Consider the following 25234-nt stretch of genomic DNA (forward strand, 5'->3'; position numbering starts at 1 on the left):
CATCAGATGATCGCCCACTGTTGATACTGTTCGTCAGTCAGCGACGTATGCCAGAACAGGCGCGCATAACGCACCATATCGTCTTTAAAATGTTGATTAACGTTCGGGTCCAGCCAGGCATGCAACCGGCGCAGCCCGAGTAAACGGTTAATGCCCGGCGGCGCATCCAGCCAGCCAAACGGCAGGCCGCTCAGGAAAAGAATGCGCTTGTCCGCAACCGCCTTAACGCCTTGCCAGACGGGGTCGTGACGCAGGTAGTGCGCCGTGGCGGCATCCTGTACCAGAATGATGTCGGGCTGCCAGGTGAGTAAGTTTTCCATAGAGACCTGGGCCAGTCCGCTTCGTCCGGGGATTCGCGCTACGTTGTGTAATCCCAGCAACTCTGCCGCTTCCGTATGCAGCGATCCCTGTAATCCCGTCTCCAGACCTCGGGCGCCCCGCGCCGCATAAAAACGAATACCGGCAGCAGGCGTGTGGGAAAACGCGAGCGCTTGCGCAATGAAGCGCTGAGCCAGCGCCGCCTGAGCGGCAGTACGCGCCTCCATTCCCAGCGCTTGTCCTGCGGCTTGCAGTTGTTCCGGCGTTTGCCGCAGTTCACCGTTAATCAGCAGCCACGGAATCCGGGTCTGAGCGCTGACCTGGCGCGCCTGCGAAAGCCAGGTTTCATCGGCGTTGCCGCAATCCACTACCAGATCGGGATGCAGGGCCAGTAGCCCTTCCAGAGACAACGTGCTGGCGCGCCCCGCCAGCCTGCCCAGTTTGGGCAACGCCCGAATGGACTCGGGGAAGGGAATCGCCGCCTGTCGCGAGAAATCAAAAGAGGAGAAACCCACCAGCTTTTCCGGCGCGACGGCCAGCAGTAACACATCGGCGGGCGCACCGGCGCTCACCACGCGGCGAATAATATTGCCTTCCGGCGGGCGGCCAATAGCAAACGTCAGCGGTGTCTGCGCAATGCCAGGGAGGTGGCGAAACAGCAGCGCAGAGGCCATTGCCTGAGCGAATCTCCGTCTTGTGAGCGGCATTGTTTTCATCCTGAAATGGTTAAAAAATCGCTATATGTTTACATATATAACGTTAAAAAACTTGTTCAGTATCAAATTCTCACCGATGAAAAGGGGGTCTAACCCTTAAGAGCTATGAGGGGCAGAGATGAACGCGCGGCATTGCCAGGAAGAAAAATCCGCGACGGCGCGCGGATTTTTGTCAGCATGATGGTCGGGTCACATTACGGCGTGGTTTCAACCTGTTTTTGCGGCGCAGGCTGGGAAGCGCCTGGCGCTGCGGGGCGAGTGGCCGGTACGCTGTCGCACGGTTTCTCTTTTGGACAGATCAGGTCGAGCATTTTTAACGTCACGCCGTTGGTCCAGCCGAAACCATCCTGAAGAGGATATTCTCCACCGCCGCCGCCGGTTCCCGTACTGCTGACGTCATATTTCTCAACCAGCTTTTGTTCGCGGTCGTAGGTATGCTGAACGTTAGTGAGGAAGCGCCAGGTGACATCCATCGCGATGTTGTCCTGCCCGTAATTCTGCAACCCTTCGGTCGCCACCCACTGTAACGGCGCCCAGCCATTGGGGGCGTCCCATTGCTGCCCGCTTTTCACCGAGGTGGTGGACAGTCCGCCAGGCTGCAACAGGTGCGCCTGGGTCGCGGCAGCCACTTTGCTGGCGCGATCTTTCGCCGCCGCGTTGACATACAGCGGGAACAGCGTGGCCGCCGTCAGTTGGTTACGCACCTTTTTGCTCTTCAGATCGTAGTCGGCATACCAGCCTTCCTGATTGTTCCACAGGTGCGTTTCAATGCCTTTCTGACGGGCGCTGGCGAGCGCTTCATACTGGTTCGCGTTGGCGTCATCGCCTGCCGCTTTGCTGGCGCGCGCCAGCATTTTCTCCAGTTTATACAGCAGGGCGTTGAGATCGACAGGGACGATGCTGGTGGTGCGAATGGTGCTCAGCTGATTCGGATCGTCCATCCAGCGCGAGCTGAAATCCCAGCCCGATGCGGCGGCAGATCGCAGGTCGCGATAAATCTCGGTTGCCGGGCGGTTCGGGTTGCTTTTCGCGGTGGTGATATCTTCCATCCACGACTCCGGTCGCGGCGTGTCCCGGTCATCCCAGTAGCGGTTCAGGACGGTGCCGTCATCCAGTTTCACCACGCGCTTATTCTGCTCGCCGGGCTGGAGATTCTCCACGCCCTCCATCCAGTAGGCATACTCTTTTTGCAGCTGCGGCAGGTATTTTTTCAGGGCGTCGTCGCCCTCATGCTGCGCCAGCAATTCCACCATAAATGCGAAGAAAGGCGGCTGCGAGCGGCTCAGATAGTAGGTACGGTTGCCGTTGGGGATATGCCCCCAGGAGTCCAGTTCATAGCCGAAATTCGCCACCATATCGGCGACCTTATCCCAGTGATCGCTTTCGGCAAGTCCCAGCATGGTAAAATAGCTATCCCAATAATAGACTTCCCGGAAACGTCCGCCAGGCACCACATACGGTTCCGGCAGCGGCAATAACGAATCCCATTTTCCGGCGCTCTCCGTTGTGCGGGTCAACACGGGCCACAGGCCGTCAATATGTTCACGCAGCGACTGTCCTTCCGGCGGAACGTATTTTTCCCCTTCTTTGGGCAGCGTAAAGTTCACATCAACAAAGTGACGCAAATCGAAGCCTGACTGGTTTCGTTGCATCCGGTAATCCGCGAGGATCATCAGCGGATCGCTGTTAGGCACGGCATCGGCGAACGTTTTCTGATCGGGGAACAGTTTGGCGCTCTGCACGTCATTAAACAGCGGCCCCAGCAGAATATCCGGGGGCTGCGGAGGACTGGCCGGCTGTTCCTCAGCATGCGTCGAGAGCGACGCGAATGTCAGCAGGGTGCCTGCAACGGTCAGTTTTATGGCGAAAGAGAGCGTGCCGGAATGGCGAAGCGCAGGTGTTATCATCAATATTCTCCTTAACGGCGTGCCGCAGTCAGCGGCATGAACCATGACAAAACCTTAGTCCAGGATTGTCATGTGCGCGTGATCGAACCGCTATTTTGGGAACTGGTAAACATTTCCCGTTATCGCCGGTTGAAGCGTGGGGATGAGCGCGGTGATGCGACAGCGCGCCCTCAGAAGAGGACGCGCGATGGGAGAGAGGTCAGTCAGAAAAGAGAATGCGCTGTGCCGCGAGATCCAGCGTAATCGACTCGCCGGTGCTCAGGGCATATACCGCTTCCCCTTGCTGACAAAGCCAGCCGATCCCCATTTCACGGGCGATGATTGCCGAATGTGATTCATTGCTGCCTGCGCTCAGGCAGATCCCTTTAACCGTCTGTGGGTCGAACTGCAACACGGTGGACGGGAAGATATTTTCCGCCGCCACGATAGTCGGGCGCGTGAATACCGGCAAGCGCGCGTTTATTCCGCTCAGGTGCCTCAGCGTCCGATGGAGAATATCGTCGATATCGATATAGCGGGCTTGTAAATAGGCGTCGTCGAGCTGTCGGTACTGATCGCGGAGATCGTCCAGCACGCTGCGCCACGCCGTTTCCGCCCGACACGGTTTATCACGCATCACCTCACACGCCATCTCGTACAGCTCGGGGTCATCCAGCAGCGTGTGATGCCCGGAAAAAATCGCCGCCAGATCGGCGGAGTATTTATCTTCCGCCAGCGTGGTCAGCGCGTTGAGATCGTCCAGCGTCTGACGAATCGCCGTTTGCAGGCGCTGCTGCTCTTCCGGCAAATTGACGGTCGTCGGATTCGCGACGTCCGGTGCAGCGGGGGAATAGCAGAACACCACGCCGGAGACCTGCGCGGGGAGCTGACGCGCCGCGATGCTGGCAGGCGTCTCTTCCACGGACTCGCCAAAGTTTTCCGCCGCCAGCTGTTTGAATGCCGCCAGCGCCTCGTCGGCCTGTTCTCCTTTGGCGATCAGGCGCAGAGTATCGTTGCAGCGCACCTGTAATAACGCTATCTGATTCAGGCTGTCCGGCGTCACGCATTTGCCATTTTTCTCCAGCAGCATGTCGGCCCGAAACCCCGACAACGTGGAGACCAGCCGCGATGCCGGACGAACATGCAGCCCGTTTGGATTTTTCACCACAACAGAAATGGAGTGGGCGTCGTTATCCTGAAATGCTGGTTTTGTGGCGACGCCCCCGGTTTGAGTGGGTGACGGTAAACCCAGTTGTTCACGCTTGGCGTCCAGCGCGCTCATGGCGTCATTGATGACTTTATCAATACCGGCGCCCATTGCCGCGCTGACCGTCGCCGCCAGCGTGCCTTCTACCAGCGGCGCCGCGCATAAGCGGACTTTCGCCGCAATCGCCGGGTCGAGCAAATCCAGGGCGGTTTCGGCGCTCAATAATGCGCTGCCCATATCCATCATGACCAGGATATGGTCCGCATCAGCCACGGATTCGATGGCTTCCATCACCTTGAGCGGATCGGTGCCAATCGGATTTTGTGGGTCGTCGATACCGGCTGTAATCGCGAGTTTACAACCATCGCCGATTAACATCTGCCGGGCTAACTGCCCGACGCCTTCACCCAGCAGAGCGCTGTGCGAAACAATGACCAGGTTTACCATCGCGTTATCCTTACTCTTTTGCCGCTGCCGCCAGCATTTGCATCATGAACATCACGGAGGTTGCGCCCGGGTCCTGATGGCCGATGCTGCGCTCGCCAAGATAGCTGGCGCGCCCTTTGCGGGCCTGCATGGTGATGGTGCTCTGCGCCGCCGCTTCGGCCTGGGCGCTGGCGGCATCCAGCGCCGCCTGCACCGACAGGTGCTGTTCGCATGACTGGCGCAGCGACTCCACAACCGGCCCCCAGACGTCACACATGGTTTTATCGCCAGGCTCTGCTTTACCACGGCTGGTTACGCCTTCCGCGCCTTCCCGCATCATCTGGTACAGCTCGTCGAGCGTCAGGCTCTGGTGCGCCTGTGTCACCTGGGCGGCGCGAATGAAGAACGTGCCGAACAGCGGGCCACTGGCGCCGCCGACGCTGGAGAGCAGCACCATCCCTGTGTTCTTCAGGATGAAGCCGATGTCTTTATCCGCAATCGCGGGTAATTTTTCGACGACTTTACTGAAGCCGCGATGCATATTCAGCCCGTGGTCGGCGTCGCCAATCTCTCTGTCCAGACCCGTCAGATAATCACTCTCTTTGGTGAAAATCTCACCGCAGCGGTAGAGCCAGTTAACAATGTGTGTTCTGTTGAGTGACATACATAATCTCCTTATTTGCCCCAGTTGAGCGCAGGCGTGTGAACCGGCGCATCCCAGAGCGCGAGCGTTTCATCGTCCACTTTTAGCAGGGTGATGGAAAAGCCGGTCATATCCAGAGAGGTGCAGTAAGAGCCGATCAGGTTGCGTTCAATGGTAATGCCGGTTTCCTGACAGCGGCTTTCAAGCCGGTTATAGATGCCGAACAGTTCAGACAGCGGCGTGGCGCCGAGGTTGTTGACCAGCGCAATGACGCGATCGCCACGCTGCAACGGCTGTTTGCTCTGCTTATCTTCCTGCCAGCTTCCCTGATGATGATCCCAGTGACGCAGCGTGCGGCTGTATGCGCCGTTTTCCAGCAGCGTGTCAAACATTTCATCGACAGTTTGATCGAGAGAAGAGAAGGGGCGACGGTCAATGCCTGGTTCGCCGTGAATTCCCACGCCAAACTCCATTTCGTTATCCTGCAATGTGAAGGACGGTTTGCCCGCCGCAGGCACGGTACAGGCATTGAGCGCGATGCCGATTGAATGCCCCTGATTATTCAGCTTACGGCCAAGCTCCGCGCAGGCTTCCAGCGTGTCACCGCGTTCTGCGGCCGCGCCCACCAGTTTTTCAATTAATACCGTATTGGCGACGCCGCGACGACCGGCGGTATAAAGGCTGTCTTTGACCGCTACATCATCATCCACCACGACGGTGGTGACTTTTACGCCGCTGTCGTGCAGCAGTTCCGTGGCGGTTTCAAAATTCAGGATGTCGCCGGTGTAATTTTTAATGATCAGTAAGACGCCTTCGCCGCCGTCAATGTGCATGGCGCACTCAAACATTTTGTCTGGCGTCGGCGAGGTAAAAATTTCGCCCGGGCAGGCGCCGGAGAGCATGCCTGGCCCAATATAGCCGCAGTGCATGGGCTCATGCCCGCTGCCGCCGCCGGAAAGCAGCGCCACTTTTCCTGCCACTGGCGCATCTGACCGGGTAACGTAGACCGGGTCCTGATGCAGCGTCAGCGTCGGGTACGCTTTTGCCAGACCAGCGAGTTGTTCGTTCAGTACCTCTTCTACACGGTTAATCAGCTTTTTCATTATTTTGCTCCGCATCTTCTGCTGTAGGGGTATCGGTTGTGTACCATGACACGGCTACCACTCACTGCCGATAACCTTATTGTGCAACAGTGAGCGGAAAAGAAAATTCGGCCATAACATGTTTCATCAACGGAACATTTATGCTTAATCATGTTTCATTATGGAACGCAAAGGCGAGGTAATCGTCAGAATTGCGATCCCGACCAACGAATGCCGCCGCTTTAAGCGTAAAAAACGGGGGGTTAGAAACGAGAAGGGAGGTGATTAATTGCGATTAATTTGCCCTGTTCCAGTTCGATATAGCCGCCTTTTTTTAGCGCTGACAGCATCTTCATCACGCTGCTGCGCGAAAGGCGGGTACGTTCAAGAATATACTGGTAGGCCGCCATCTGAGAGCGGATGCTTTCCGGCTCCTGGCTTAGCGCCTGCAACTGGTAGCACAGCAGGTCGTAAGCAGTCGGCGCTGTCGCCATTTCATTCTGGATAAACAATTTATTGGTGACGATGATCATATGCTTTGCCATGATCTCCCACAGGTGCTTGCGCTCAATGGTTTCCATCACGTCATCGAGGGGAATTGTCGCCGCTTCGCACTCTTCGAGCGCGCGAATCAGCAGTTTATCCGACAGGGCGCTGGTGAACCCCAGGGATACCGGGGCAGAAGCTATCCCCAGCAACAGACTATTTTCGATGTTCTCAATGCTTACAACGCCCGTGCGGAAAAACAGGCACTGGTGCTCGCCCCCCTGAACGAAGACAAAGCGACTTCCGCGAGGATACCGTTTGAAATCCTGTTCTGACGTGAGTGCGTTGAGCAGCGCAATTGCGTAGGGCGAAGGCTGCTTCAGTTGATTAAAGGAAGAATCCAGGGGCATGGTAGGTGTTATCCGGTCACTGTCGTTGTCATTCTATTTTAGTGGCTCTGCGTTAATGCGTGTTGAGCATAGCTAGTATTTCAGGGGAATATTCTGCTGAATTTGCTTCAGAACACCACGATCGGTCACGATGTAGCCGCCTTTTTTTAAATCGGCCAGTATCTTCATCACGCTGCTGCGCGACAGGAATGTTCTTGACTGAATATAATTTGCGGCAGTTATATTTTGTCTGAATTCATTAGACTCACGCATTAATTCATACAGCTGAGCGCGAATAATATCATAGGATGTCGGCGCTGAAATGCGCGTACAGTGGTCGTACACCCGACCGGCGGTGTAGATAAGCACCTTCGCCAGACTTTCCCAAAGATTCTCATTTGCTATAACGTCGTTAACTTTCTCCAGCGGAATAAAGGCGATCTCAGAGCACTCCTCACTGCGCATCAGCAAATATTCAGCATCAACCAGTTGATTGCTGAGGCCAAAAATAAAGGGGGCGACTTCTGAGTTAAGCATGAAGCCGTCCCGAGCTCTGAAAACCCCGATGGTTCCCTTCAGCAATAAATAACATTGATGTGGTCTATTATTTTCGTTGTTAATAATTTGTCTGCATTTTGTTTCTCGTGTGTTTGCGTGTGGCTTCAGGTGCGCAATCAGTTTTTCTACATGTTCAATTGGCTTCAGAGGCAGAGCCTTATACATACTTGATTCAATAGCTATTTTGGTTTCAGGCATGATCTGTCCTCCCATATAATAGTCTCTGTAATAGCGTAACGTCTTGCTTGAGCTAATAATTATGGTGACAGACTAAAAATAAGTGAATCCAGAACAAGGTGTAAAATTACACCAAAAAATCACTTGAGCAAATATGTGCATTTATATGAAAATTTAAATTAAGGAGAACTTAATTGACATCGCGCCTTGATTCAGGATTCAAACCGCTGACGTGATGCGGCCCGGAATGCTGAAGGGGAAATCGCATGTTATTTATCTCCTTGTCTTTACGATGATAGCCAAAAATAAGCGTTTCCCGGCAGCCCATTTCCAGAGCAGAAAATGTATGGACATTATGTCGTAACGCGATAAATAAACAGGTGTTAAGGATAGCGATGATGAAAAAAAATATGATAGCGATGGCGCTTTCCGCTGCGGCCATTTTGTCAATATCACATGCGATAGCGTATGACGGCACGGTCAAATTTGTGGGTCAGGTTCTTGATACCGCCTGTACCGTAGATATTGGCGCCAATAATACGATGACCGTTGATATGGGAAGTGTCTATAAAACAGCGTTTACCAACGCAGGGGATGAAGCGTCAACGACCAAATTTACCTTGCGTCTGATTAACTGCCCCTCTTCCGTCACGTCCGCGCGGGTGAAATTTGATGGCGTTAATCATTCGGGTAATACCGATCTGTTGGCGCTGTCCGCCGATCCTGGTTCGGCAAGTGGGGTGGCCATTCGACTGATGACGGCAGACAGAGCGCCTTTAGGCCTTAATCAGATCAATGGCTATTCCTATTCACTGTTAGATATGGTTGACAACCAACTGGATTTCTACGCCGCCTATGTCGCCACCAGCGTGCCTGTTGTGCCGGGCGTCGTAAATGCCGTAGCGAACTTCACCGTTAACTATAACTGACGAGCATATGTTGTTTGGGGGCCGATAACCGGCCCTCTCAGAGGTTTACCATGAGAGTATTACGTGTTTGCGCCACCGCGTTGGCGCTGTTTGTTACCGGCGTTTCCAGTGTGAATGCTGGCGTTTCCATTGGCGGAACACGGGTTATTTACGATGGCGGTAAAAAAGAAACGTCATTAAGCGTCAGTAATCCCGATAATATTCCGTATTTAATTCAGTCGTGGATCGAAACGCAAAATGACGGTAAGGGCAAAGCCCCTTTTATTATTACACCGCCGCTTTACCGGCTTGATAACGGGCAGCAAAACGTAATGCGTATTATTCGGGCAGGAAATCTGCCTGAGGATAAAGAGTCCCTGTTTTGGCTGAATATTAAATCGATACCGTCGGCCCAACGTAAAGATAATACGTTACAGATTGCGGTTAAAACACGAATAAAACTGATTTATCGGCCTGTGTTGCTAAGCAAGTCAACGCCTGAAGCGCAGCTCGGAAAGTTAAGCTGGAGCCGGAACGGGGCGTTTATTCAGGTAAATAATCCCACGCCTTATTACGTTAATTTCAATGAAATTAACGTATCCGGTAAGAAAGTTGACAATGTGACGTTTGTGGCGCCGGGGAGTACCGCCCGTTTTGCACTGCCTTCGGGCGGAAATGGCGGAAGCGTGAAATTCAGGATTATTAATGATTACGGTGGAATCAGCGAGGAGTACAGCGGTTCTGTTTAAGTAGCGACGGGTCGGAATTACGTTAATGATGATAGCCAAATATATAATTAATCCGTATCCGGCCAGGCTTGTATTGCTTATCTCCCTGGGAATATTCAGCGTGCTGAATGAGGTTCTGGGTCGGGATTACTTTAATCCGGCGCTACTGGAGCATATATCATCCGGTAGCGAGAATATCGATCTTTCTGGTTTTGAAATGGGAGGGCAGGCACAGGGCACTTACCATGTCGATATTATCCTCAACGGACAGTTTCTGGACACGCAGGATATCGCATTCAATAAAACACCAACGCCTTCAGGTGAGGATGCGCTTGAGCCCTGCCTGTCGGGGGAAATGTTGCAACGCTATGGCGTTAACATCGCGCAGTATCCGGGTGTGCAGGGCAAAGGGGATTGCGCCGATCTGTCCGCTATTCCACAGGCTTCAAGTGAGTTCCAGTTTTCGACGCAAAAACTGTTGTTAAGTATTCCGCAGGCGGCGTTATCTGCCAGGGCGCGGGGGGATGTCGCGCCGGAACTCTGGGATGAGGGCATTACCGCCGCGATGCTTAACTACAGTCTGAGCGGTGATAACAGTAATAGTCAGTACGCTAATTTGCGCCCCGGAATAAATATCGGCCCGTGGCGTTTGCGCAATTACACCACCTGGCGGCGTAGCGGTCAGGGCGATGAGGACTGGGATTCGATTTATACCTATGTCCAGCGCAATATCGTCCCGCTGAAAGCGCAACTGGTGCTGGGAGACAGCGCCTCTCCTGCGGATGTTTTTGACAGCATACCGTTTCGTGGCGGCCAGCTTGCGTCAGATGACGACATGCTGCCCGATTCGCTGAAGGGATATGCGCCCGTGGTGCGCGGTATTGCCCGCACCAATGCGCAGATCGTCATCCGGCAAAATGGCTACCAAATCTACCAAAGTTACGTGGCCCCAGGTGCGTTTGACATTACCGACATGTTCCCCACGGGAGGCGCCGGCGATCTGGAGGTTACGGTTAAAGAGGCGGATGGCAGTGAGCAGCACTTCACCGTCCCGTTCGCATCATTACCGGTGTTACAGCGTGAAGGCCGGTTCAAATATGCGTTAACCGGCGGGCGCTATCGCTCCAGCGACAGTCGTGTGGAACAAACCGATTTCGGCCAGGGAACCGCGATTTATGGTTTGCCGGGCGGTTTCACGCTTTATGGCGGCGTCCAGACTTCCCGTAACTATCGGGCGATAGCGTCCGGCGTCGGTAAAAATCTGGGAACGATTGGCGCGCTTTCTGCCGACGTAATCCAGTCATGGGCGCAACCCGCTGATGGCAGCAAGACTCAGGGGCAATCCTGGCGTGTGCGCTATAGCAAAAATAGCGTCGCGACAGGAACAAACTTTTCGATTGCGGGTTACCGATATTCAACGCGCGGTTACTACGGTATGCAGGACACTTTCGATACGTATGGCGGTAGTTCCGGGCAGATAACGAAACGACGTAACCGTATGGAAGCCAACGTCAACCAGTCCCTGGGCGCAGGCGGCGGATCGTTGGCGTTAAGCGCGGTACAGGAGGACTACTGGCATACCGGAAAACCGATGCAGTCGTGGAGCGTGGGGTATCACAATGCCTGGAGCGGCGTGAGCTATAGCGTCGCCTGGACGCTGAGTAAAAACGGCAGCGGCGATCGTTATGATAAAGACCAACAGCTGGCGCTGAATATCAGCATTCCGCTGGATCGCTTTATGAGCAATACCTGGGCCAGTTATGGCATGAATGCCAGCAGCGGGAAGGGCGCGACTCATAGCACAGGGCTGAGTGGAACGGCGCTGGCTGGCAACGCGCTGAACTGGAATATTCAGCAAGGTTACGGCACGGATGACGTGGGGTATACCGGTAGTCTGAGCGCGGATTATAAGGGTACTTACGCCGATGTTAGCGGGGGGTATCGTTACGATCGCCACTCGCAGCGCGTGAATTACGCTCTCGCGGGGGGCGTGCTGGCATATGCCGATGGCGTAACGTTCTCTCAGCCTCTGGGGGAAACCAACGTGCTGATTGGCGCGCCTGGCACATCGGGGGTCGGGATTAAAAACCAGAGCGGCGTACGAACTGATTTTCGTGGCTACACCGTTTCCGCCAATGTTTCACCGTATCGCAAAAATGATATTGGCCTGGATACGGCATCCGTTGCGGACGATGTTGAACTGGCGCTCACCAACAAAACCGTTGTGCCGACCCGTGGCGCGGTCGTGAGGGCGGACTATGTCGCTAATGTTGGGCTGCGCGTGCTGTTGACGTTGACCAGGCCCCACGGTTCGACGGTGCCGTTTGGGGCGATGGTGACATTAAAAGGCGCGCAAGAACAACAAGTTATTGTCGGTGACGAGGGGCAGGTTTATTTAAGCGGCATGCCGCCGGAAGGGACGTTGAATGTGGTCTGGGGACGTGACGGCGAGCAGCGCTGCACGGCAAATTATTCATTAACCGCAGCAGAGAACTACAGCGGCGTTAGCGTGACCGGCTCTCTTTGCCGCTAAGTGGGCTGACCTCGCGTGAGAATCTGACAATGAAACGAACTTATCTCTTATTCAGTTTACTGATGCTTTTTTCAGGGCTCAGCGTTGCCGATGACTGTACCGTGAATACGACATTATTTAATACCGTCTCAATGGGGAATATTGTCGTGCAGCGAGATGCGCCGGTAGGGGCAGAAATCGCCCGCGCCAGGGTCTCCGGGTATGCCAAACTGTTGGTCACGGCGCCTGGCGGTGCCGTCTATTGCAACGGTGCTTATGCGATCAATTACCTGTCAGCGACGCCTTCGCCGATAAATCATGTTTACAACACCAATCTGAAGGGGGTGGGAATCAGGCTATCCATTCCCGCAGGGGATTTTGTGCTGCCGTCAAATGGCGCCAGCTATATCTATAACCTCGGTAACTATGACGTGATGCTGATTAAAACAGCAACGATCCAATCGGGATATTTGACGCCGGGAGTGGTTGCACAGGGATGGTTTGGTACGCCGGATCATTCTTTTATGCAGATTTCAATGGGCGCCGATACCCAGGTGACGGCGCTCGCATGTTCGTTTTCCAGCCAGATTCTTAATTTTCAGCTCGGTGATATTAATGCCGCCGAGTTCACCGGCCAGCCCGGAGCCGTGCTGTCGCACAGCAATACGCAAAATCTGGGGCTGAACTGCGATCCGGGGGCGAATATCAATGTTGAACTGGCGGGAACGCAAAACCCTGACGCACCGGCTGACACCAGCGTTCTGGCGCTGACCGGGCAGGGTAGCTCCGAAACGGCAGACGGCGTGGGAGTCCAGATAGTTTATAACGATGTGCCGCTGCAACTGAATAACCGCATCGTATTGAAAAAATCCGCAGGCGGGCAGGAGACATTTCCGCTGGTGGCGCGTTATTACCAGACGAAAAGCCAGGTGAAGCCGGGCAGCGCGAATGCCACCGCCACGTTGAATATTACCTACCAATAACCCAAGGAAAAAGTATGCCTGGAAGAAAACGCTGGCTGCTGACCCTGATGCTGCTTAGTGGTCAGGTATGGGGTCAGGGCGATCCGATCGCATTAAACATCAAAGGGAATGTGAAAGCCGCGCCGTGTCAGGTGAGCAGCGACAGCATCACTAAAACCGTTGATTTAACGGCGGGGAGTCCGGTAACGGCTTCATCAATGTATACCGCAGGGTCAACGACGCCGTGGGTCAGTTTTGATTTCAGCATTGAACATTGCCCGGAAGGCACAACCGGCGTGATGATTCAGTTTAACGGCAACGCTGATGACATGCATCGCGATGATATGTATCGCAATCTGGGAACCGCTACCCCTGTCGCAATACAGTTGCAGGCGGCGGACGGTCGACCGCTGGGCGACGGTCAGGTTCTGACCAGTGAAATTGTCGCACAGCGTTACACCTGGAATTTACGCGCCCGGCTCTACAGTGAACAAGGGCAGGTCTCACCGGGAACCATTGATTCGGTTGTGACGGTTTCATTGAGCTATCAGTAATTATTACCCGGAGCCGCGTATACATGAATATTGTCATCAGATGTCAGGATCGTTTTTATCAATACGGATTGCGCGCGTTATTGTGCGAAATATTTCCACCGAACCTGAATCGGACCACGCTCACCTTTAACGACTATGACCACGCAAACGCCGCCTGTGCCGATATCTTAATTCTGATGCTGCACCCCGGTGAACAGTATATTTGTCATGCTGAAATGCGATTTCGTGCGCCACGCCTGATGATTGGCCTGGTGGATAAAAAACATATTCCCGCGCGAGGAGAAATTCCCTCCTGTATAGGAAACATCGTGTTTATTCCGCTCAATGCGAACGTCAGTAAGATCAGTAAAGTGATTAAGCAGCATTGGTTTTCTTTACAGCAGGCAAAAACGCCCCATGCCGTACACCACTGCGGACATTGCCCACATAAGACGTTTACCGGGCAACAAAACCAGCTCGCTGCCTTTCTTTATGCGGGGATGACGTCAAAGCAGATTGCCTACAAAATGGCGATCGGTCAGAAAACGGTGCTGGCGCATCGAAACGCGTTAATGACGAAATTCCGCTTAAGAACCGATCGTGAATTATTACTGTTTTTAAATGCGGTAAAGGAAAAAAACCGGCACAGAAACGGCATGTGCGAATCCTGCAATGATGACGATGGATGGCTTGTGTAAGCAATCCACGCAAAGGCGCGGATTGCGGGTATTACGAATGCTGTGGGTTGTGGGCGGCGTAGATGTCGCGCGCGTCCGTAAAGCAGCGCAGCGCGAGCGAGGAAACCGGCGCTTGCTTACGCATGATCAGGCCGACAGGGGCTTCAATGTTGGAATTGACGACCGGCGTAATATGGAAATTACTGTTTAAATTCTCCAGCCCATTATTGAGCGGCATAATGGCGCAACATATGCCACGCTGCACGGCCTGAATAATCTGGAATGTCGAATCGCTTTCGAAAATATGCTTAGGCGAGATTCCGGCTGATTTAAAACTCATATCCATGTGCTCTCTGTAATGCATACCTTTGGTCAGAAAACCCAGCGGGAAATTAATGAGATCGTTCCAGGAGAGGCTCTCATTTTCTATTTTAAAATGGCGCGTGTCGTGCAGCAGACCCATCCGGGTTTTCGCTAACGGGATAACATCAAACGGACTGACATCAATGTTATTCAGATAACATATTCCCAGCTCCAGCTGGTTGCTGTTTACGCCTTCGGCAATTTGCTCCGAGGTCATGGAATAGAGACTAAATTGCAGTTCCGGGTATTTGGGGGTTAATTCGCGAATAAACAGCATAGGATCGACGCTGGCGAGCGGCACCATACCCAGACGGAGCACGCCGACAACCTGTCCTTTGCAGAGCGCGGCCTCGGCCTGTAAGCCATCGTGCGCGGCCAGCAGGGATTTTGCCCATGCCAGAATACGTTCGCCTTCCGGGGTAAAGCCTTCAAAGCGTTGCCCGCGAACGATAAGCACCAGACCAAGTTCCTCCTCCAGATTGCGAATGCGCATGGAGAGGGTGGGTTGCGTGATATTACACTGCGATGCGGCCTTACCAAAGTGACGGGTCTGATCCAGCGCGATTAAATATTTGAGTTGTTTTATGTCCATCATTCATCTCTTCGGCAGACGGTCTGTTGGGGGCAAAGAAGAGGCTCCGGCAGCCGTTTGCGCTACGACATGGGTTCACATTATTGCATGAATGTATAAATTTTGTAACCGAATTGCGGCGTAACAATACCGTTTCTGCGCGTCAGTGGCTGAAAAATAAATCCCCTTATTCAGCAGAACGCCATGAATAAGGGGCGAATTTTACAGCGCGCGAATTTCTTTTGAACGCAAGGTGATATTTACCGGTACGGATTTATAAGAAGGCGTACCGCTCTCTTTATCAATATAATTGAGCGGAACCAGAACATTGGCCTCAGGATAATAGGCGCCGACAGAACCTGCCGCAATGCTGTAGGCCACGACGGTGATATCTTCCAGGCAGAGATCGCTGTCAGGCAGGGCCGTTCGGATATCGACGCGATCGCCATGTTCAAGCCCTAACTGCTCCATATCGCCTTCGTTCATAAAGATAATGTCACGACGGCCAAATACGCCGCGATAACGATCGTCCATCGCGTAAATGGTGGTGTTGTACTGATCGTGACTTCGCAGGGTAATCAGACGCAGCGTATTTTCACCTTCGCCGGTCACGTTCTCGTTAACGCCGTGGAATACGGAGAACATGGCTTTGCCCGTCGATGTCGGCCAGACGCGTTCGGTCGGCGGCAGCGGCATACGGAAACCGCCAGGCACCCGGATACGATCGTTGTAATTGTCGAAACCGGGAATGGTTTGTTCAATCAGTTCGCGGATGAGATCGTAATCAGCAACCAGCTCCATCCAGCCGATTTTGCTGTTTGTCAGCGTGGCTTTCGCCATTCCGGCAATAATGGCTGGTTCCGAACGCAATAACGGCGACGCCGGTTTCAGTTTGCCGGAGGAGGCATGCACCATCGACATAGAATCTTCTACCGTGATGGATTGTCTGCCGGTGCGCTGAATATCCAGTTCGGTGCGTCCGAGGCAGGGGAAGATGAACGTCTCTTTCCCGACCAGCAGATGCGTTCGGTTCAATTTGGTGCCGATGTGGACGCTCAAGTCCAGCCCGTGCATTGCCGGGAACCCCTGTTCGTGATCGGGCATTGCCACGGCAAAGTTACCGCCCAGGCAGATCAGCGCCCTGGCGCGCCCGTCGATCATGGCCTGCGTCGCCTGTACGGCGTCGTGTCCGTGTTTCGACGGGGGAACAAACCCGAAAACGTCGCTCAACCGTTCGAGGAATTCTGGCGCCGGTTTCTCGGTAATGCCGACGGTGCGGTTCCCCTGAACGTTGGAGTGTCCGCGAAGCGGGCAAATACCTGCGCCGGGTTTGCCAATATTGCCGCGCATTAACAGCAGGTCGGCAATCAGACGCACGTTCGCCGTCCCTTTGTTATGCTGGGTAATGCCCATGCCGTAGGTGATGATGGTGGCGTTGGACCTGGCGTAGGCTTCCGCGACTTTTTCCAGTTGCTCACGGTTTAAACCTGATTCGCGCTCAATGGATTCCCAGGAGGTTGCGGCAATATCTGCGGCAAAATCGTCAAAGCCCAGCGTATGGGCGGCGATAAACTCGCGATCCAGAACATCGCCACGCTCGGCTTCCAGCTGCAACACATGTTTGGCAATGCCTTTCAGCGCGGCGGCATCGCCGCCAGCCCTGACCTGGAAATAGGTTGAGGCGATGTCGGTTGAGCTGTAGGTCGCCATTTCGATGATGCTCTGCGGGTCGGCAAAGCGTTCCAGCGCTCTTTCACGCAGCGGGTTAAAGACGATAATCGGCACGTCGCGGCGTGCAAGCTCGTGCAGCGTCCCCATCATACGGGGATGGTTTGTCCCTGGGTTATGGCCGATAGCGATCACCAGTTCCGTCTTTTCAAAATCATCCAGCGATACGGTTCCTTTACCGATGCCAATTGAACGAGGCAGGCCTACGCTGGTGGCTTCGTGGCACATATTGGAACAGTCGGGAAAATTGTTGCTGCCGTATTCGCGCGCAAAAAGCTGGAACAGATATGCCGCTTCGTTGGAGGCGCGACCGGACGTGTAAAATTCCACCTGTTCAGGGGAGAGACCGCGAAGCACTTCGCCGATGCGGGCAAAGGCCTGTTCCCATTCGACAGGGCGAAATGTGTCGCTTTCTTTGTGATAGGCCAGCGGATGAGTCAGGCGACCATACCCTTCAAGTTCGAAATCTGTTTTCTTCAGCAGCGCGCTGACGGTATTTTTGGCCAGAAACGCCGGTGTGACGCGCTTGCTTGTCGCTTCCCACGTTACGGCCTTCGCACCGTTTTCGCAAAACTGAAACGTTGATTTATGTTCTTTATCCGGCCATGCGCATCCTGGGCAGTCAAAGCCGTCTGGCTGATTTGTGCGTAACAGGGTAACGGGTGCTTCAAGCGCGTCCATTTGTGTACGAACGGCAATGGCCGTTGCTTTTAACGCGCCCCAGCCGCCAGCAGGACCGTCATAGTGTCTGACTCCGGGAACTGAACGTCTTTTCTTATTCATATGAACTCCTGACTATTCTGGTCACATTGGCATCCTGAAATAGCTACATAACAGGTAGGGTTATTCCAGTGTATTTAACAATTACGTTTAGCGGCTGCGCGTTATATAAATAAAAGCCAGCCGGACAAATATCCATTTGAAAAGCCATTAACCTTATTTAAAAAATGGGTAATGGTGATGGTTAATAAATACAAACAGTTGTCTCTACACGGGAGATAACAGCAACATCTTTTATTATTCGTTATATAAAATTTTATATAACAGATGGTAGAGCCCAGTTAATTCGCGGGGTTTGCCCGGATTATGCGGCGTCTGTGCTGTCGATTTAAAGAAATTATAACAGGATTTTATCATTACCATAATAAATGTTATCTATCACTTATTAAATTTAACCTATTTGAACTTTTTGAATAATTGTTTGAGACTAATTAAACACGCCGAAAATTATTAGATTCACCTGCTCTGAAATATTCAGAAAATCGCTATTAATCAAAGAAAAAGGCTGGAAATGAAAGCGTTGTACAAAATAAATCAGTCAATGTCGACTCCGTGGGGGGAATTATGTTTGGAATAGATGCTTTTCACCTTGCGAGGATACAATTTGCCTTTACCGTATCTTTTCACATTCTTTTTCCCGCAATAACAATTGGCCTGGCAAGTTTTCTCGCCGTCCTTGAAGGGCTATGGCTCAAAACCAAAAATGAAACGTATCGCGACCTTTATCACTTTTGGTCAAAGATCTTTGCCGTCAATTTTGGGATGGGGGTGGTCTCAGGCCTGGTCATGGCTTACCAGTTCGGGACTAACTGGAGCGGCTTTTCACAATTTGCCGGAAGTATCACCGGTCCGTTGCTGACGTATGAAGTTCTGACGGCATTCTTCCTTGAAGCGGGCTTTCTGGGCGTGATGCTGTTCGGCTGGAAGCGCGTTGGGCCGGGGCTGCATTTCTTCGCGACCTGTATGGTTGCGCTGGGAACCTTGTTTTCAACGTTCTGGATCCTCTCTTCCAATAGCTGGATGCAAACGCCGCAGGGTTACGCGATTGAGAACGGCGTTGTCGTGCCGGTGGACTGGATGGCCATCGTCTTTAACCCGTCGTTCCCGTACCGTTTATTGCATATGTCCACGGCGGCGTTTCTGGCGAGCGCGTTCTTCGTCGGCGCCTCGGCAGCCTGGCATTTGCTGAAAGGAAACGACACGCCCGCGATCAGAAAGATGTTTTCGATGGCGTTGTGGATGGCGCTGTTTGTCGCACCGGTTCAGGCGGTGATCGGCGATGCGCACGGTCTCAATACGCTGGAACATCAGCCGGCGAAAATTGCGGCGATTGAAGGGCACTGGGAAAACCCACCAGACGAAGCCACGCCGTTGGTTCTGTTTGGCGTGCCGGATATGGATGCGGAAAAAACGAAGTACAGCCTTGAAATCCCTTATCTGGGAAGCCTGATTCTGACGCACAGCCTCGACAAACAAGTGCCCGCGCTGAAGTCGTTCCCGAAAGAGGATCGCCCGAACTCAACCATCATTTTCTGGTCGTTCAGGATAATGGCGGGGCTGGGGATGCTGATGATCCTGACCGGCGTGGCGAGCGCGTGGCTGCGCTGGCGTGGCCGGTTGTATCAGTGTCGTCCTTTCCTGTGGTTCGTATTCTGCATGGGGCCATCAGGATTAATCGCTATTCTGGCGGGCTGGTTTACCACCGAGATTGGCCGCCAGCCGTGGGTAGTCTACGGTTTGCAGCGCACGCGTGATGCTGTTTCCGCACACGGCGACATGCACATGTCCGTCAGCCTGCTGGCGTTCATCCTCGTCTATTCGTCCGTCTTTGGGGTGGGCTACCTCTACCTGGTGCGGCTGATCAAAAAGGGGCCAGTGCGCGAACATGCGCATGATATCGCTCAGGGGGGTACGCCAGCGCGTCCGTTATCGGCGGTGAGCGAACCCATGAACACACGCAGGGGAGAATAAAATGGGCATCGACCTGTCAATAATCTGGTTCGTCATCATTGTTTTCGCAACGTTGATGTACATCGTGATGGACGGCTTTGATCTGGGGATCGGCATTCTTTTTCCGTTCAATAAGAACGAGAAAGAGCGCGACATGATGATGAATACCGTGGCTCCCGTCTGGGATGGCAATGAAACCTGGATGGTGCTGGGCGGCGCGGCGTTATATGGCGCGTTTCCGTTAGCTTATGCGGTGATTGTCGATGCGCTCAGCGTGCCGTTAACCGCCATGCTGCTGGGGCTGATTTTCCGGGGCGTGGCGTTTGAATTTCGCTTTAAAGCGACGCCGGAACACCGTCCGCTTTGGGATAAAGCCTTTATCGGCGGTTCTGTGCTGGCAACCTTCAGCCAGGGCGTCGCCGTGGGAACGCTGGTTAACGGCTTGCAGGTAACCGGACGGGCGTTCAGCGGCTCGACGATGGACTGGCTGGCGCCTTTCCCGTTGTTCTGCGGCGTGGGGCTGGTGGTGGCCTATGCGTTACTGGGCTGCACCTGGCTTATTATGAAAACGGAAGGCCCGCTGCACCGAAGCATGTCGGAGAAGGCGATTATCCTGACGCTACTGCTGCTGGCGATCATCGTCATTATCAGCCTGTGGACGCCGTTGACGCATCCGGCGATTGCTCAACGCTGGTTCAGCCTGCCAGAGATCATCTGGTTTGCGCCTGTCCCGCTGTTAGTGCTGGTTTGCTGCTGGGGAATTGTGCGTTCCGCCTATAACCGCAAAGCGAGCTATGGGCCGTTTATGCTGACCCTTGGACTGATTTTCCTGGGATTCAGCGGGCTGGGCATCAGCATCTGGCCCAATATCATTCCGCCGTCGATCTCTATCTGGCAGGCCGCGTCACCGCCGCAAAGCCAGGGCTTTATGCTGGTGGGCGGACTACTGATTATCCCGGTGATTCTGATGTACACCTGCTGGAGTTACTACGTCTTTCGCGGAAAAATTAATCCTGATGAGGGGTATCATTAATGGCTTCACTATCAGACACAGAGCACGCTAAACCTGCGGATACCGCCCCACGCGCCTGGTGGAAAAGGGTGGGCTGGATGGTCATCATCTGGGCGGCAAGCGTTATGGCGCTGGCCGTCGTCGCATCCGGGTTTAAGCTGCTGATGCTGGCGGCGGGGATGAAAACCCACTAACAACACGTCTTACTTCCTGTCTCAGGCCACATCAGCGTGATGTGGCCTGCCTGTTCGTTGTCTCCCGAGGTTATCTATGCAACCGCTTATGGACTCATGGCAGCGTAAATTCACCTATTTACGTCTGTCCGTTACCGATGTGTGCAATTTTCGTTGTACCTACTGTCTGCCGGACGGGTACAAACCCGGCGGCGTGAGCAACAAGTCATTCTTGTCGGTGGATGAAGTTCGCCGCGTCACCCGCGCGTTCTCCGCGCTGGGTACGGAAAAAGTCCGTCTTACCGGCGGGGAACCCTCCTTACGCCGCGACTTTATCGATATTATCGCGGCGGTGCGTGAAAATGCGGCGATTCGCCAGATTGCGATAACGACCAATGGCTATCGCCTGGCGCGTGACGTCGCACGCTGGCGTGAGGCCGGATTAACCGCCATCAACGTCAGCGTGGACAGTCTGGACGCTCGCCAGTTTTATGCCATCACCGGGCAGGATAAATTTCAGGACGTGATGAACGGTATTGATGCGGCGTTTGCCGCCGGTTTTGAAAAGGTCAAGGTGAATACGGTTCTGATGCGCGATGTGAATCATCATCAACTGGACACGTTTCTGGCCTGGATTAAGCCTCGCCGCATTCAGTTGCGCTTTATCGAACTGATGGAAACGGGTGAGGGCAGCGAGCTGTTTCAACGCCATCATATTTCGGGCGCGGTGCTGCGTGATGAACTGCTGCGACGCGGCTGGGTGCGCCAGATTCGCCAGCGCAGTGATGGCCCGGCACAGGTCTTTTGCCACCCGGACTTTGCAGGCGAAATTGGCCTGATCATGCCCTATGAAAAAACGTTCTGCGCCAGTTGCAACCGGCTGCGCGTCTCTTCCATCGGCAAACTGCATTTATGTCTTTTTGGTGATGGCGGGGTCGATTTACGAGACATGCTGCAAGACGATACGCAGCAGGATGCCCTTAAGATGCGTATTGCCGATGCGCTGACGCATAAAAAACAGACGCATTTTTTACATCAGGGGAACACCGGCATTACGCAAAACCTGTCGTACATTGGTGGATAGCGGGCAATGGACTCAGGTCAGATTGAAGTAGCGATCGGGCTGATGCGGCTCCGGCAGGGGCTGTTGCCCGGTCATCTCTTTCAGATTGCGCTCAATAGTGTTGCAAATCGCGTTGAGCGGTAAATCGTTAGCCGATGTGCCAAAGGGATCTTCAAGTTCTTCCGCCAGGGAATCCCAGGATAAAAAGGTATAGGAAATAAAAACGGACACGAATGGCGTCATGTAATGCAGGTCGCCAACCAGCGCAAAAGGAAGAAGGGTACAAAAAAGATAAACGGTTCGCTGGAGTATTAATGTATAAGCAAACGGTACCGGGGTATTTGCAATTCGTTCACAGCCGCCAATAACGTGGGCGATTTCATCTATTTTATTATCGATGAGGCCAAATGTAATATCGCTCAGCTTGCCTTGTTCACGCAATGCTGCCATTTCATCGCCGATCAATAATAATATCCGGTTGGTTTTCATCGGGCTGAACATGACCTGGGTAAGAATATGTCGGGGCAGAATTCGGTACATATCATATCCGGCGTCGGTTTTACGTAATTCATGTTTCAGGCTCCAGCAAAGGGCAATCAGATAACCTGAAATTCTTTTATGTAGCTCAACGTCATTCGGCAACAAATTTTTTAACTGACGGATGATGGAACGCTCGGCAATCAGTAAGGTTCCCCACAGTCCCCGTGCCTCAACGAAACGGCTGTAGCTGGCGCTGTTGCGAAAGCCGAGAAAGATAGCGATTGCGATCCCCAGCAGGCTAAAAGGGGCAACGGTTAAGTGGATGCCCAGTTGCTCATACCATTGATAAATGATAATTGCGATAGCTGACATGACAAGGTTTAAAAATAACCGAAATGTTATTTTTGACAATACCGAGCCATGCCAATCAAATAATCGAAAAAACCAATGTTGCTCTGGTCTGATAATCATGACTGACGATTTCTCTGAAGATGTAATGAGAAGGATTCAACGAAGGGTGAATGCGATAGAAACTATTTTAATCGTTATCTTGCCGTCTGACAATCAATGACGAATAAAAATAAGGCGGAATAAAAGTAATGGTATTGGCTTTATCATTCGCTGGTGAATTTAATCATTACGTTATGCCTCCTGGCTCAGATTTGAACTGTCACCGTTATGGCACAACCAATGTACATGCAACGTGAAGTATGACGGGTATATTGACCTTGAAGTTAACTTTAAGGTTATGCTGTGACGTAAGCCGGGCAATTTATTTATTAAAGGGGTTAATGCAATGAATGAGCAACATTCCCATCCAGAATTTCCGCGCTGGATGATCTATGGCGCGAACGGTTACACCGGAGAAATGATTGCCCGTGAGGCCGTACGGCGAGGATTCAGGCCAGTTCTGGCGGGGCGCAGGCAAGAAACGGTAGACTCTTTGGCTCGCAATCTCGGGCTTGAGGCTCACGCCTTCGCCCTTGATAACCCGGCTGAACTGCTCAGACAGCTTGAAGGGTGTGCTCTGGTATTAAATTGTGCGGGGCCGTTCTCCGCCACTGCGGCGCCTTTGATGGAGGCCTGCCTGCAAACCCGAACTCATTATCTTGATATTACAGGGGAGATAGACGTGTTCGAGGCGGCACAACTGCTGAATACCCGTGCCCGGGATGCCGGTGTTGTATTGTGCCCCGGCGTCGGGTTTGACGTTATTCCTACGGACTGCGTGGCGGCCGCCCTGAAGGAGGCCCTGCCGGATGCGATCCGCCTTAACCTGGGATTCGATTCACGCTCTGTTTTTTCTCCGGGTACGGCGAAAACGGCGATCGAGGGGCTGGCGCAGGGCGGAAAAATTCGGCGAGGAGGGAAGATCATTACCGTGCCGCTTGCTTATGAAGTTCGCCGTATTGACTTCGGCGATGGCGAGAAGGACGCGATGACAATCCCCTGGGGGGACGTGTCCACGGCGTATTACACGACAGGTATTCCAGACATTCAGGTCTTTGTGCCGGGTTCGACGCGCATGATTTCCCAGGCCCGGAGAGCAAACTACATCAGACCATTGCTGCGACTGGCATGGGTGCAGAAGCTCCTCAAGGCTTATATATCCCGAACGGTGAAAGGTCCCGGAGAAATGAAACGTGAACAGACGCCCTCTTTTGTGTGGGGAGAGGCCATCAACGCCCGTGGCGACAAAAAAACTGCCCGTATCCGTACACCGAATGGTTATACCCTGACCATTATGGGGTCGTTAGCGGTGGTTGAGCACCTGATGATGAACCGGATTGCAGGAGGGGCCTACACGCCGGCAACGTTAATGGGCGCAAATCTGATAACCCGGTTACCAGGGGCTGGCCCGCTGAGGATTGTATAATTGTGCAGGGCGGGACAGGGGATGCTCCCGCCCTTTGCGCTTATTCAAGGGTAAGGATAACTTTACCGATATGAGTTCCGGCATCCAGTAATGTATGTGCCTGACGGACATCCTCAAATTTAACTGTCTGGTGAATGACGGGTTTACACTTTCCGGCTTCGATTAAAGGCCATACTTTTTGTATGAGCTGTTGGGCGATTTCTTCCTTTTCAGCAGCGTCCCGGCTCCTCATCGTTGAACCGGTTACCACCGCTCTTTTAAGGATCAGTTCCTGGATATCGAATTCCTTAACCATCCTGCCCCCCATAAATCCAATCAGTACGAGCCGACCATCCTTTTTAAGAAGGCGAAGGTTCTTGTTAAAATAAGCGGCGCCGACAATATCAAGAATAACATCAACGCCTTTTCCGTCGGTTCTGCTGCGGATTTCTTCTTCAAAATCATGGGTTTTGTAGTTAATGATTTCCCCATATTGTTGCAGGAACGGAATTTTATCGTCACTTCCGACGGTGCTGAACGCTTTAATATTCATGGCATTACACAACGCCAGCGCGGTCGTCCCTATGCCGCTTGCGCCACCGTGGATCAAAACAACATCCTCTTTTCTCACTTTTCCCAACGAAAAAAGATTGGCCCATACCGTAAAGAATGTTTCCGGAAGCGCTGCTGCTTCTGTAAAACTTAAATTTTGTGGGACAGGCAATACCTGACCTGCCGGAACGGCGCAAAATTCTGCATATCCCCCGCCATTGGTGAGCGCACAGACGCGATCGCCAACTGAAAAGTGAGCAACGTTTTTCCCGATTGAGTGTACGATACCCGCGACTTCCAGCCCGGGAACCGGCGTAACACCCTCTGGCATGGGATATTTTCCCTCTCTCTGCATAATATCCGGGCGATTCACGCCGGCCGCTTTAACTGAGATCAGGACATCGTTCTCGCCACATTCCGGCATTTTTCCCTGGCTTACCTTCAGAACTTCAGGGCCGCCAGCTTCTGTTATCTCAATGAGTTTCATCTGATTCTACCT

Annotated in this window: 22 protein-coding genes; 11 read left to right on the forward strand and 11 right to left on the reverse strand. The window is 53.1% G+C overall.

From position 1 onward, the window contains the following. Nucleotides 1-2: 2 nt before the first annotated feature. The 7 genes from OGX80_RS20405 to OGX80_RS20435 form a co-directional block, all read right to left on the reverse strand. Nucleotides 3-1025, reverse strand: a complete 1023-nt coding sequence (locus OGX80_RS20405) for an ABC transporter substrate-binding protein (RefSeq protein WP_110494157.1) — start codon at nt 1023-1025, stop codon at nt 3-5. Nucleotides 1026-1228: 203 nt separating this feature from the next. Continuing rightward, a complete protein-coding gene (locus OGX80_RS20410) occupies nt 1229-2941 on the reverse strand; it encodes an alpha,alpha-trehalase (protein ID WP_115181554.1) in 1713 nt (570 codons plus the stop codon). A gap of 199 nt (nt 2942-3140) precedes the next feature. After that, nucleotides 3141-4574: a dihydroxyacetone kinase phosphoryl donor subunit DhaM gene (gene dhaM, locus OGX80_RS20415; RefSeq protein WP_115181555.1), complete on the reverse strand. Its 1434-nt coding sequence runs from the start codon at nt 4572-4574 to the stop codon at nt 3141-3143. Between the two features lie 10 nt (nt 4575-4584). After that, nucleotides 4585-5217, reverse strand: coding sequence for a dihydroxyacetone kinase subunit DhaL (dhaL, locus tag OGX80_RS20420; RefSeq protein ID WP_012132103.1), 633 nt, complete (start codon nt 5215-5217; stop codon nt 4585-4587). A gap of 11 nt (nt 5218-5228) precedes the next feature. After that, nucleotides 5229-6299: a dihydroxyacetone kinase subunit DhaK gene (gene dhaK, locus OGX80_RS20425; RefSeq protein WP_115181556.1), complete on the reverse strand. Its 1071-nt coding sequence runs from the start codon at nt 6297-6299 to the stop codon at nt 5229-5231. Nucleotides 6300-6541: 242 nt separating this feature from the next. Beyond that, nucleotides 6542-7174, reverse strand: a complete 633-nt coding sequence (locus tag OGX80_RS20430; RefSeq protein ID WP_012132105.1) for a winged helix-turn-helix transcriptional regulator — start codon at nt 7172-7174, stop codon at nt 6542-6544. Between the two features lie 72 nt (nt 7175-7246). After that, entirely contained in the window at nt 7247-7909 is a 663-nt protein-coding gene (locus OGX80_RS20435; protein ID WP_024130277.1) for a winged helix-turn-helix transcriptional regulator, read from the reverse strand. A gap of 377 nt (nt 7910-8286) precedes the next feature. Here OGX80_RS20435 and OGX80_RS20440 point away from each other — a divergent pair, with 377 nt between their 5' ends. The 6 genes from OGX80_RS20440 to OGX80_RS20465 all read left to right on the forward strand — a co-directional run bounded on the left by OGX80_RS20440 (nt 8287) and on the right by OGX80_RS20465 (nt 14229). After that, on the forward strand, nt 8287-8817 hold the full coding sequence (locus OGX80_RS20440; RefSeq protein ID WP_024130278.1) for a fimbrial protein: 531 nt from the start codon (nt 8287-8289) through the stop codon (nt 8815-8817). Nucleotides 8818-8867: 50 nt separating this feature from the next. Continuing rightward, nucleotides 8868-9545 carry a fimbrial biogenesis chaperone gene (locus tag OGX80_RS20445; RefSeq protein WP_115181557.1) on the forward strand — a complete coding sequence of 226 codons (678 nt, stop codon included), beginning with the start codon at nt 8868-8870 and terminating at the stop codon, nt 9543-9545. 25 nt (nt 9546-9570) lie between these two features. Next, complete coding sequence (locus OGX80_RS20450) at nt 9571-12057, forward strand: fimbria/pilus outer membrane usher protein (RefSeq protein WP_115181558.1); 2487 nt, start codon at nt 9571-9573, stop codon at nt 12055-12057. Nucleotides 12058-12086: 29 nt separating this feature from the next. Further along, entirely contained in the window at nt 12087-13019 is a 933-nt protein-coding gene (locus OGX80_RS20455; protein ID WP_115181559.1) for a fimbrial protein, read from the forward strand. A 14-nt stretch (nt 13020-13033) separates the two neighbouring features. Further along, nucleotides 13034-13552, forward strand: coding sequence for a fimbrial protein (locus OGX80_RS20460; protein WP_115181560.1), 519 nt, complete (start codon nt 13034-13036; stop codon nt 13550-13552). Nucleotides 13553-13803: 251 nt separating this feature from the next. Beyond that, a complete protein-coding gene (locus tag OGX80_RS20465) occupies nt 13804-14229 on the forward strand; it encodes a LuxR family transcriptional regulator (RefSeq protein ID WP_181899062.1) in 426 nt (141 codons plus the stop codon). 31 nt (nt 14230-14260) lie between these two features. Here OGX80_RS20465 and OGX80_RS20470 read toward each other — a convergent pair whose 3' ends face one another. Both OGX80_RS20470 and OGX80_RS20475 read right to left on the reverse strand, forming a co-directional pair. Then, nucleotides 14261-15163 (reverse strand): LysR family transcriptional regulator, encoded by a 903-nt coding sequence (locus tag OGX80_RS20470; RefSeq protein WP_024130280.1) that lies wholly within the window; start codon nt 15161-15163, stop codon nt 14261-14263. A gap of 201 nt (nt 15164-15364) precedes the next feature. Beyond that, nucleotides 15365-17653 carry an FdhF/YdeP family oxidoreductase gene (locus OGX80_RS20475; protein ID WP_012132117.1) on the reverse strand — a complete coding sequence of 763 codons (2289 nt, stop codon included), beginning with the start codon at nt 17651-17653 and terminating at the stop codon, nt 15365-15367. 561 nt (nt 17654-18214) lie between these two features. Between OGX80_RS20475 and OGX80_RS20480 the strand changes: the two genes are divergently transcribed. The 4 genes from OGX80_RS20480 to moaA all read left to right on the forward strand — a co-directional run bounded on the left by OGX80_RS20480 (nt 18215) and on the right by moaA (nt 21869). Further along, nucleotides 18215-19621, forward strand: a complete 1407-nt coding sequence (locus OGX80_RS20480; protein ID WP_115181562.1) for a cytochrome ubiquinol oxidase subunit I — start codon at nt 18215-18217, stop codon at nt 19619-19621. A gap of 1 nt (nt 19622) precedes the next feature. Further along, the gene (gene cydB / locus OGX80_RS20485) at nt 19623-20633 is read left to right on the forward strand and encodes a cytochrome d ubiquinol oxidase subunit II (RefSeq protein ID WP_047463333.1); all 1011 of its coding nucleotides are present in this window, start codon (nt 19623-19625) and stop codon (nt 20631-20633) included. Next, the gene (locus OGX80_RS20490) at nt 20633-20806 is read left to right on the forward strand and encodes a DUF2474 domain-containing protein (RefSeq protein ID WP_072271878.1); all 174 of its coding nucleotides are present in this window, start codon (nt 20633-20635) and stop codon (nt 20804-20806) included. Before cydB ends, OGX80_RS20490 begins: the two co-directional genes overlap by 1 nt. 76 nt (nt 20807-20882) lie before the next feature. Continuing rightward, entirely contained in the window at nt 20883-21869 is a 987-nt protein-coding gene (moaA, locus tag OGX80_RS20495; protein WP_058669255.1) for a GTP 3',8-cyclase MoaA, read from the forward strand. A 12-nt stretch (nt 21870-21881) separates the two neighbouring features. On the opposite strand, the gene OGX80_RS20500 is transcribed toward moaA, so the two are convergent. Next, nucleotides 21882-22799 carry a bestrophin family protein gene (locus OGX80_RS20500; protein ID WP_024130281.1) on the reverse strand — a complete coding sequence of 306 codons (918 nt, stop codon included), beginning with the start codon at nt 22797-22799 and terminating at the stop codon, nt 21882-21884. Between the two features lie 325 nt (nt 22800-23124). Between OGX80_RS20500 and OGX80_RS20505 the strand changes: the two genes are divergently transcribed. Then, nucleotides 23125-24204 carry a saccharopine dehydrogenase family protein gene (locus tag OGX80_RS20505; protein WP_104868579.1) on the forward strand — a complete coding sequence of 360 codons (1080 nt, stop codon included), beginning with the start codon at nt 23125-23127 and terminating at the stop codon, nt 24202-24204. A 40-nt stretch (nt 24205-24244) separates the two neighbouring features. Here OGX80_RS20505 and OGX80_RS20510 read toward each other — a convergent pair whose 3' ends face one another. Beyond that, nucleotides 24245-25222: an NAD(P)H-quinone oxidoreductase gene (locus OGX80_RS20510; RefSeq protein ID WP_104868580.1), complete on the reverse strand. Its 978-nt coding sequence runs from the start codon at nt 25220-25222 to the stop codon at nt 24245-24247. Between the last annotated feature and the right edge of the window lie 12 nt (nt 25223-25234).

The sequence above is a fragment of the Citrobacter sp. CK194 genome (assembly GCF_030333395.1).
Classification (GTDB): Bacteria; Pseudomonadota; Gammaproteobacteria; order Enterobacterales; family Enterobacteriaceae; genus Citrobacter_B; species Citrobacter_B koseri.

Excerpts from the sequence above, each read along its gene's own strand:
- OGX80_RS20405 (WP_110494157.1), bottom strand. The coding sequence starts at position 1,025 with ATGCCGCTCACAAGACGGAGATTCGCTCAGGCAATGGCCTCTGCGCTG.
- OGX80_RS20410 (WP_115181554.1), bottom strand. The coding sequence starts at position 2,941 with ATGATAACACCTGCGCTTCGCCATTCCGGCACGCTCTCTTTCGCCATA.
- dhaM (WP_115181555.1), bottom strand. The coding sequence starts at position 4,574 with ATGGTAAACCTGGTCATTGTTTCGCACAGCGCTCTGCTGGGTGAAGGC.
- dhaL (WP_012132103.1), bottom strand. The coding sequence starts at position 5,217 with ATGTCACTCAACAGAACACACATTGTTAACTGGCTCTACCGCTGCGGT.
- dhaK (WP_115181556.1), bottom strand. The coding sequence starts at position 6,299 with ATGAAAAAGCTGATTAACCGTGTAGAAGAGGTACTGAACGAACAACTC.
- OGX80_RS20430 (WP_012132105.1), bottom strand. The coding sequence starts at position 7,174 with ATGCCCCTGGATTCTTCCTTTAATCAACTGAAGCAGCCTTCGCCCTAC.
- OGX80_RS20435 (WP_024130277.1), bottom strand. The coding sequence starts at position 7,909 with ATGCCTGAAACCAAAATAGCTATTGAATCAAGTATGTATAAGGCTCTG.
- OGX80_RS20440 (WP_024130278.1), top strand. The coding sequence starts at position 8,287 with ATGAAAAAAAATATGATAGCGATGGCGCTTTCCGCTGCGGCCATTTTG.
- OGX80_RS20445 (WP_115181557.1), top strand. The coding sequence starts at position 8,868 with ATGAGAGTATTACGTGTTTGCGCCACCGCGTTGGCGCTGTTTGTTACC.
- OGX80_RS20450 (WP_115181558.1), top strand. The coding sequence starts at position 9,571 with ATGATGATAGCCAAATATATAATTAATCCGTATCCGGCCAGGCTTGTA.
- OGX80_RS20455 (WP_115181559.1), top strand. The coding sequence starts at position 12,087 with ATGAAACGAACTTATCTCTTATTCAGTTTACTGATGCTTTTTTCAGGG.
- OGX80_RS20460 (WP_115181560.1), top strand. The coding sequence starts at position 13,034 with ATGCCTGGAAGAAAACGCTGGCTGCTGACCCTGATGCTGCTTAGTGGT.
- OGX80_RS20470 (WP_024130280.1), bottom strand. The coding sequence starts at position 15,163 with ATGGACATAAAACAACTCAAATATTTAATCGCGCTGGATCAGACCCGT.
- OGX80_RS20475 (WP_012132117.1), bottom strand. The coding sequence starts at position 17,653 with ATGAATAAGAAAAGACGTTCAGTTCCCGGAGTCAGACACTATGACGGT.
- OGX80_RS20480 (WP_115181562.1), top strand. The coding sequence starts at position 18,215 with ATGTTTGGAATAGATGCTTTTCACCTTGCGAGGATACAATTTGCCTTT.
- cydB (WP_047463333.1), top strand. The coding sequence starts at position 19,623 with ATGGGCATCGACCTGTCAATAATCTGGTTCGTCATCATTGTTTTCGCA.
- OGX80_RS20490 (WP_072271878.1), top strand. The coding sequence starts at position 20,633 with ATGGCTTCACTATCAGACACAGAGCACGCTAAACCTGCGGATACCGCC.
- moaA (WP_058669255.1), top strand. The coding sequence starts at position 20,883 with ATGCAACCGCTTATGGACTCATGGCAGCGTAAATTCACCTATTTACGT.
- OGX80_RS20500 (WP_024130281.1), bottom strand. The coding sequence starts at position 22,799 with ATGATTATCAGACCAGAGCAACATTGGTTTTTTCGATTATTTGATTGG.
- OGX80_RS20505 (WP_104868579.1), top strand. The coding sequence starts at position 23,125 with ATGAATGAGCAACATTCCCATCCAGAATTTCCGCGCTGGATGATCTAT.
- OGX80_RS20510 (WP_104868580.1), bottom strand. The coding sequence starts at position 25,222 with ATGAAACTCATTGAGATAACAGAAGCTGGCGGCCCTGAAGTTCTGAAG.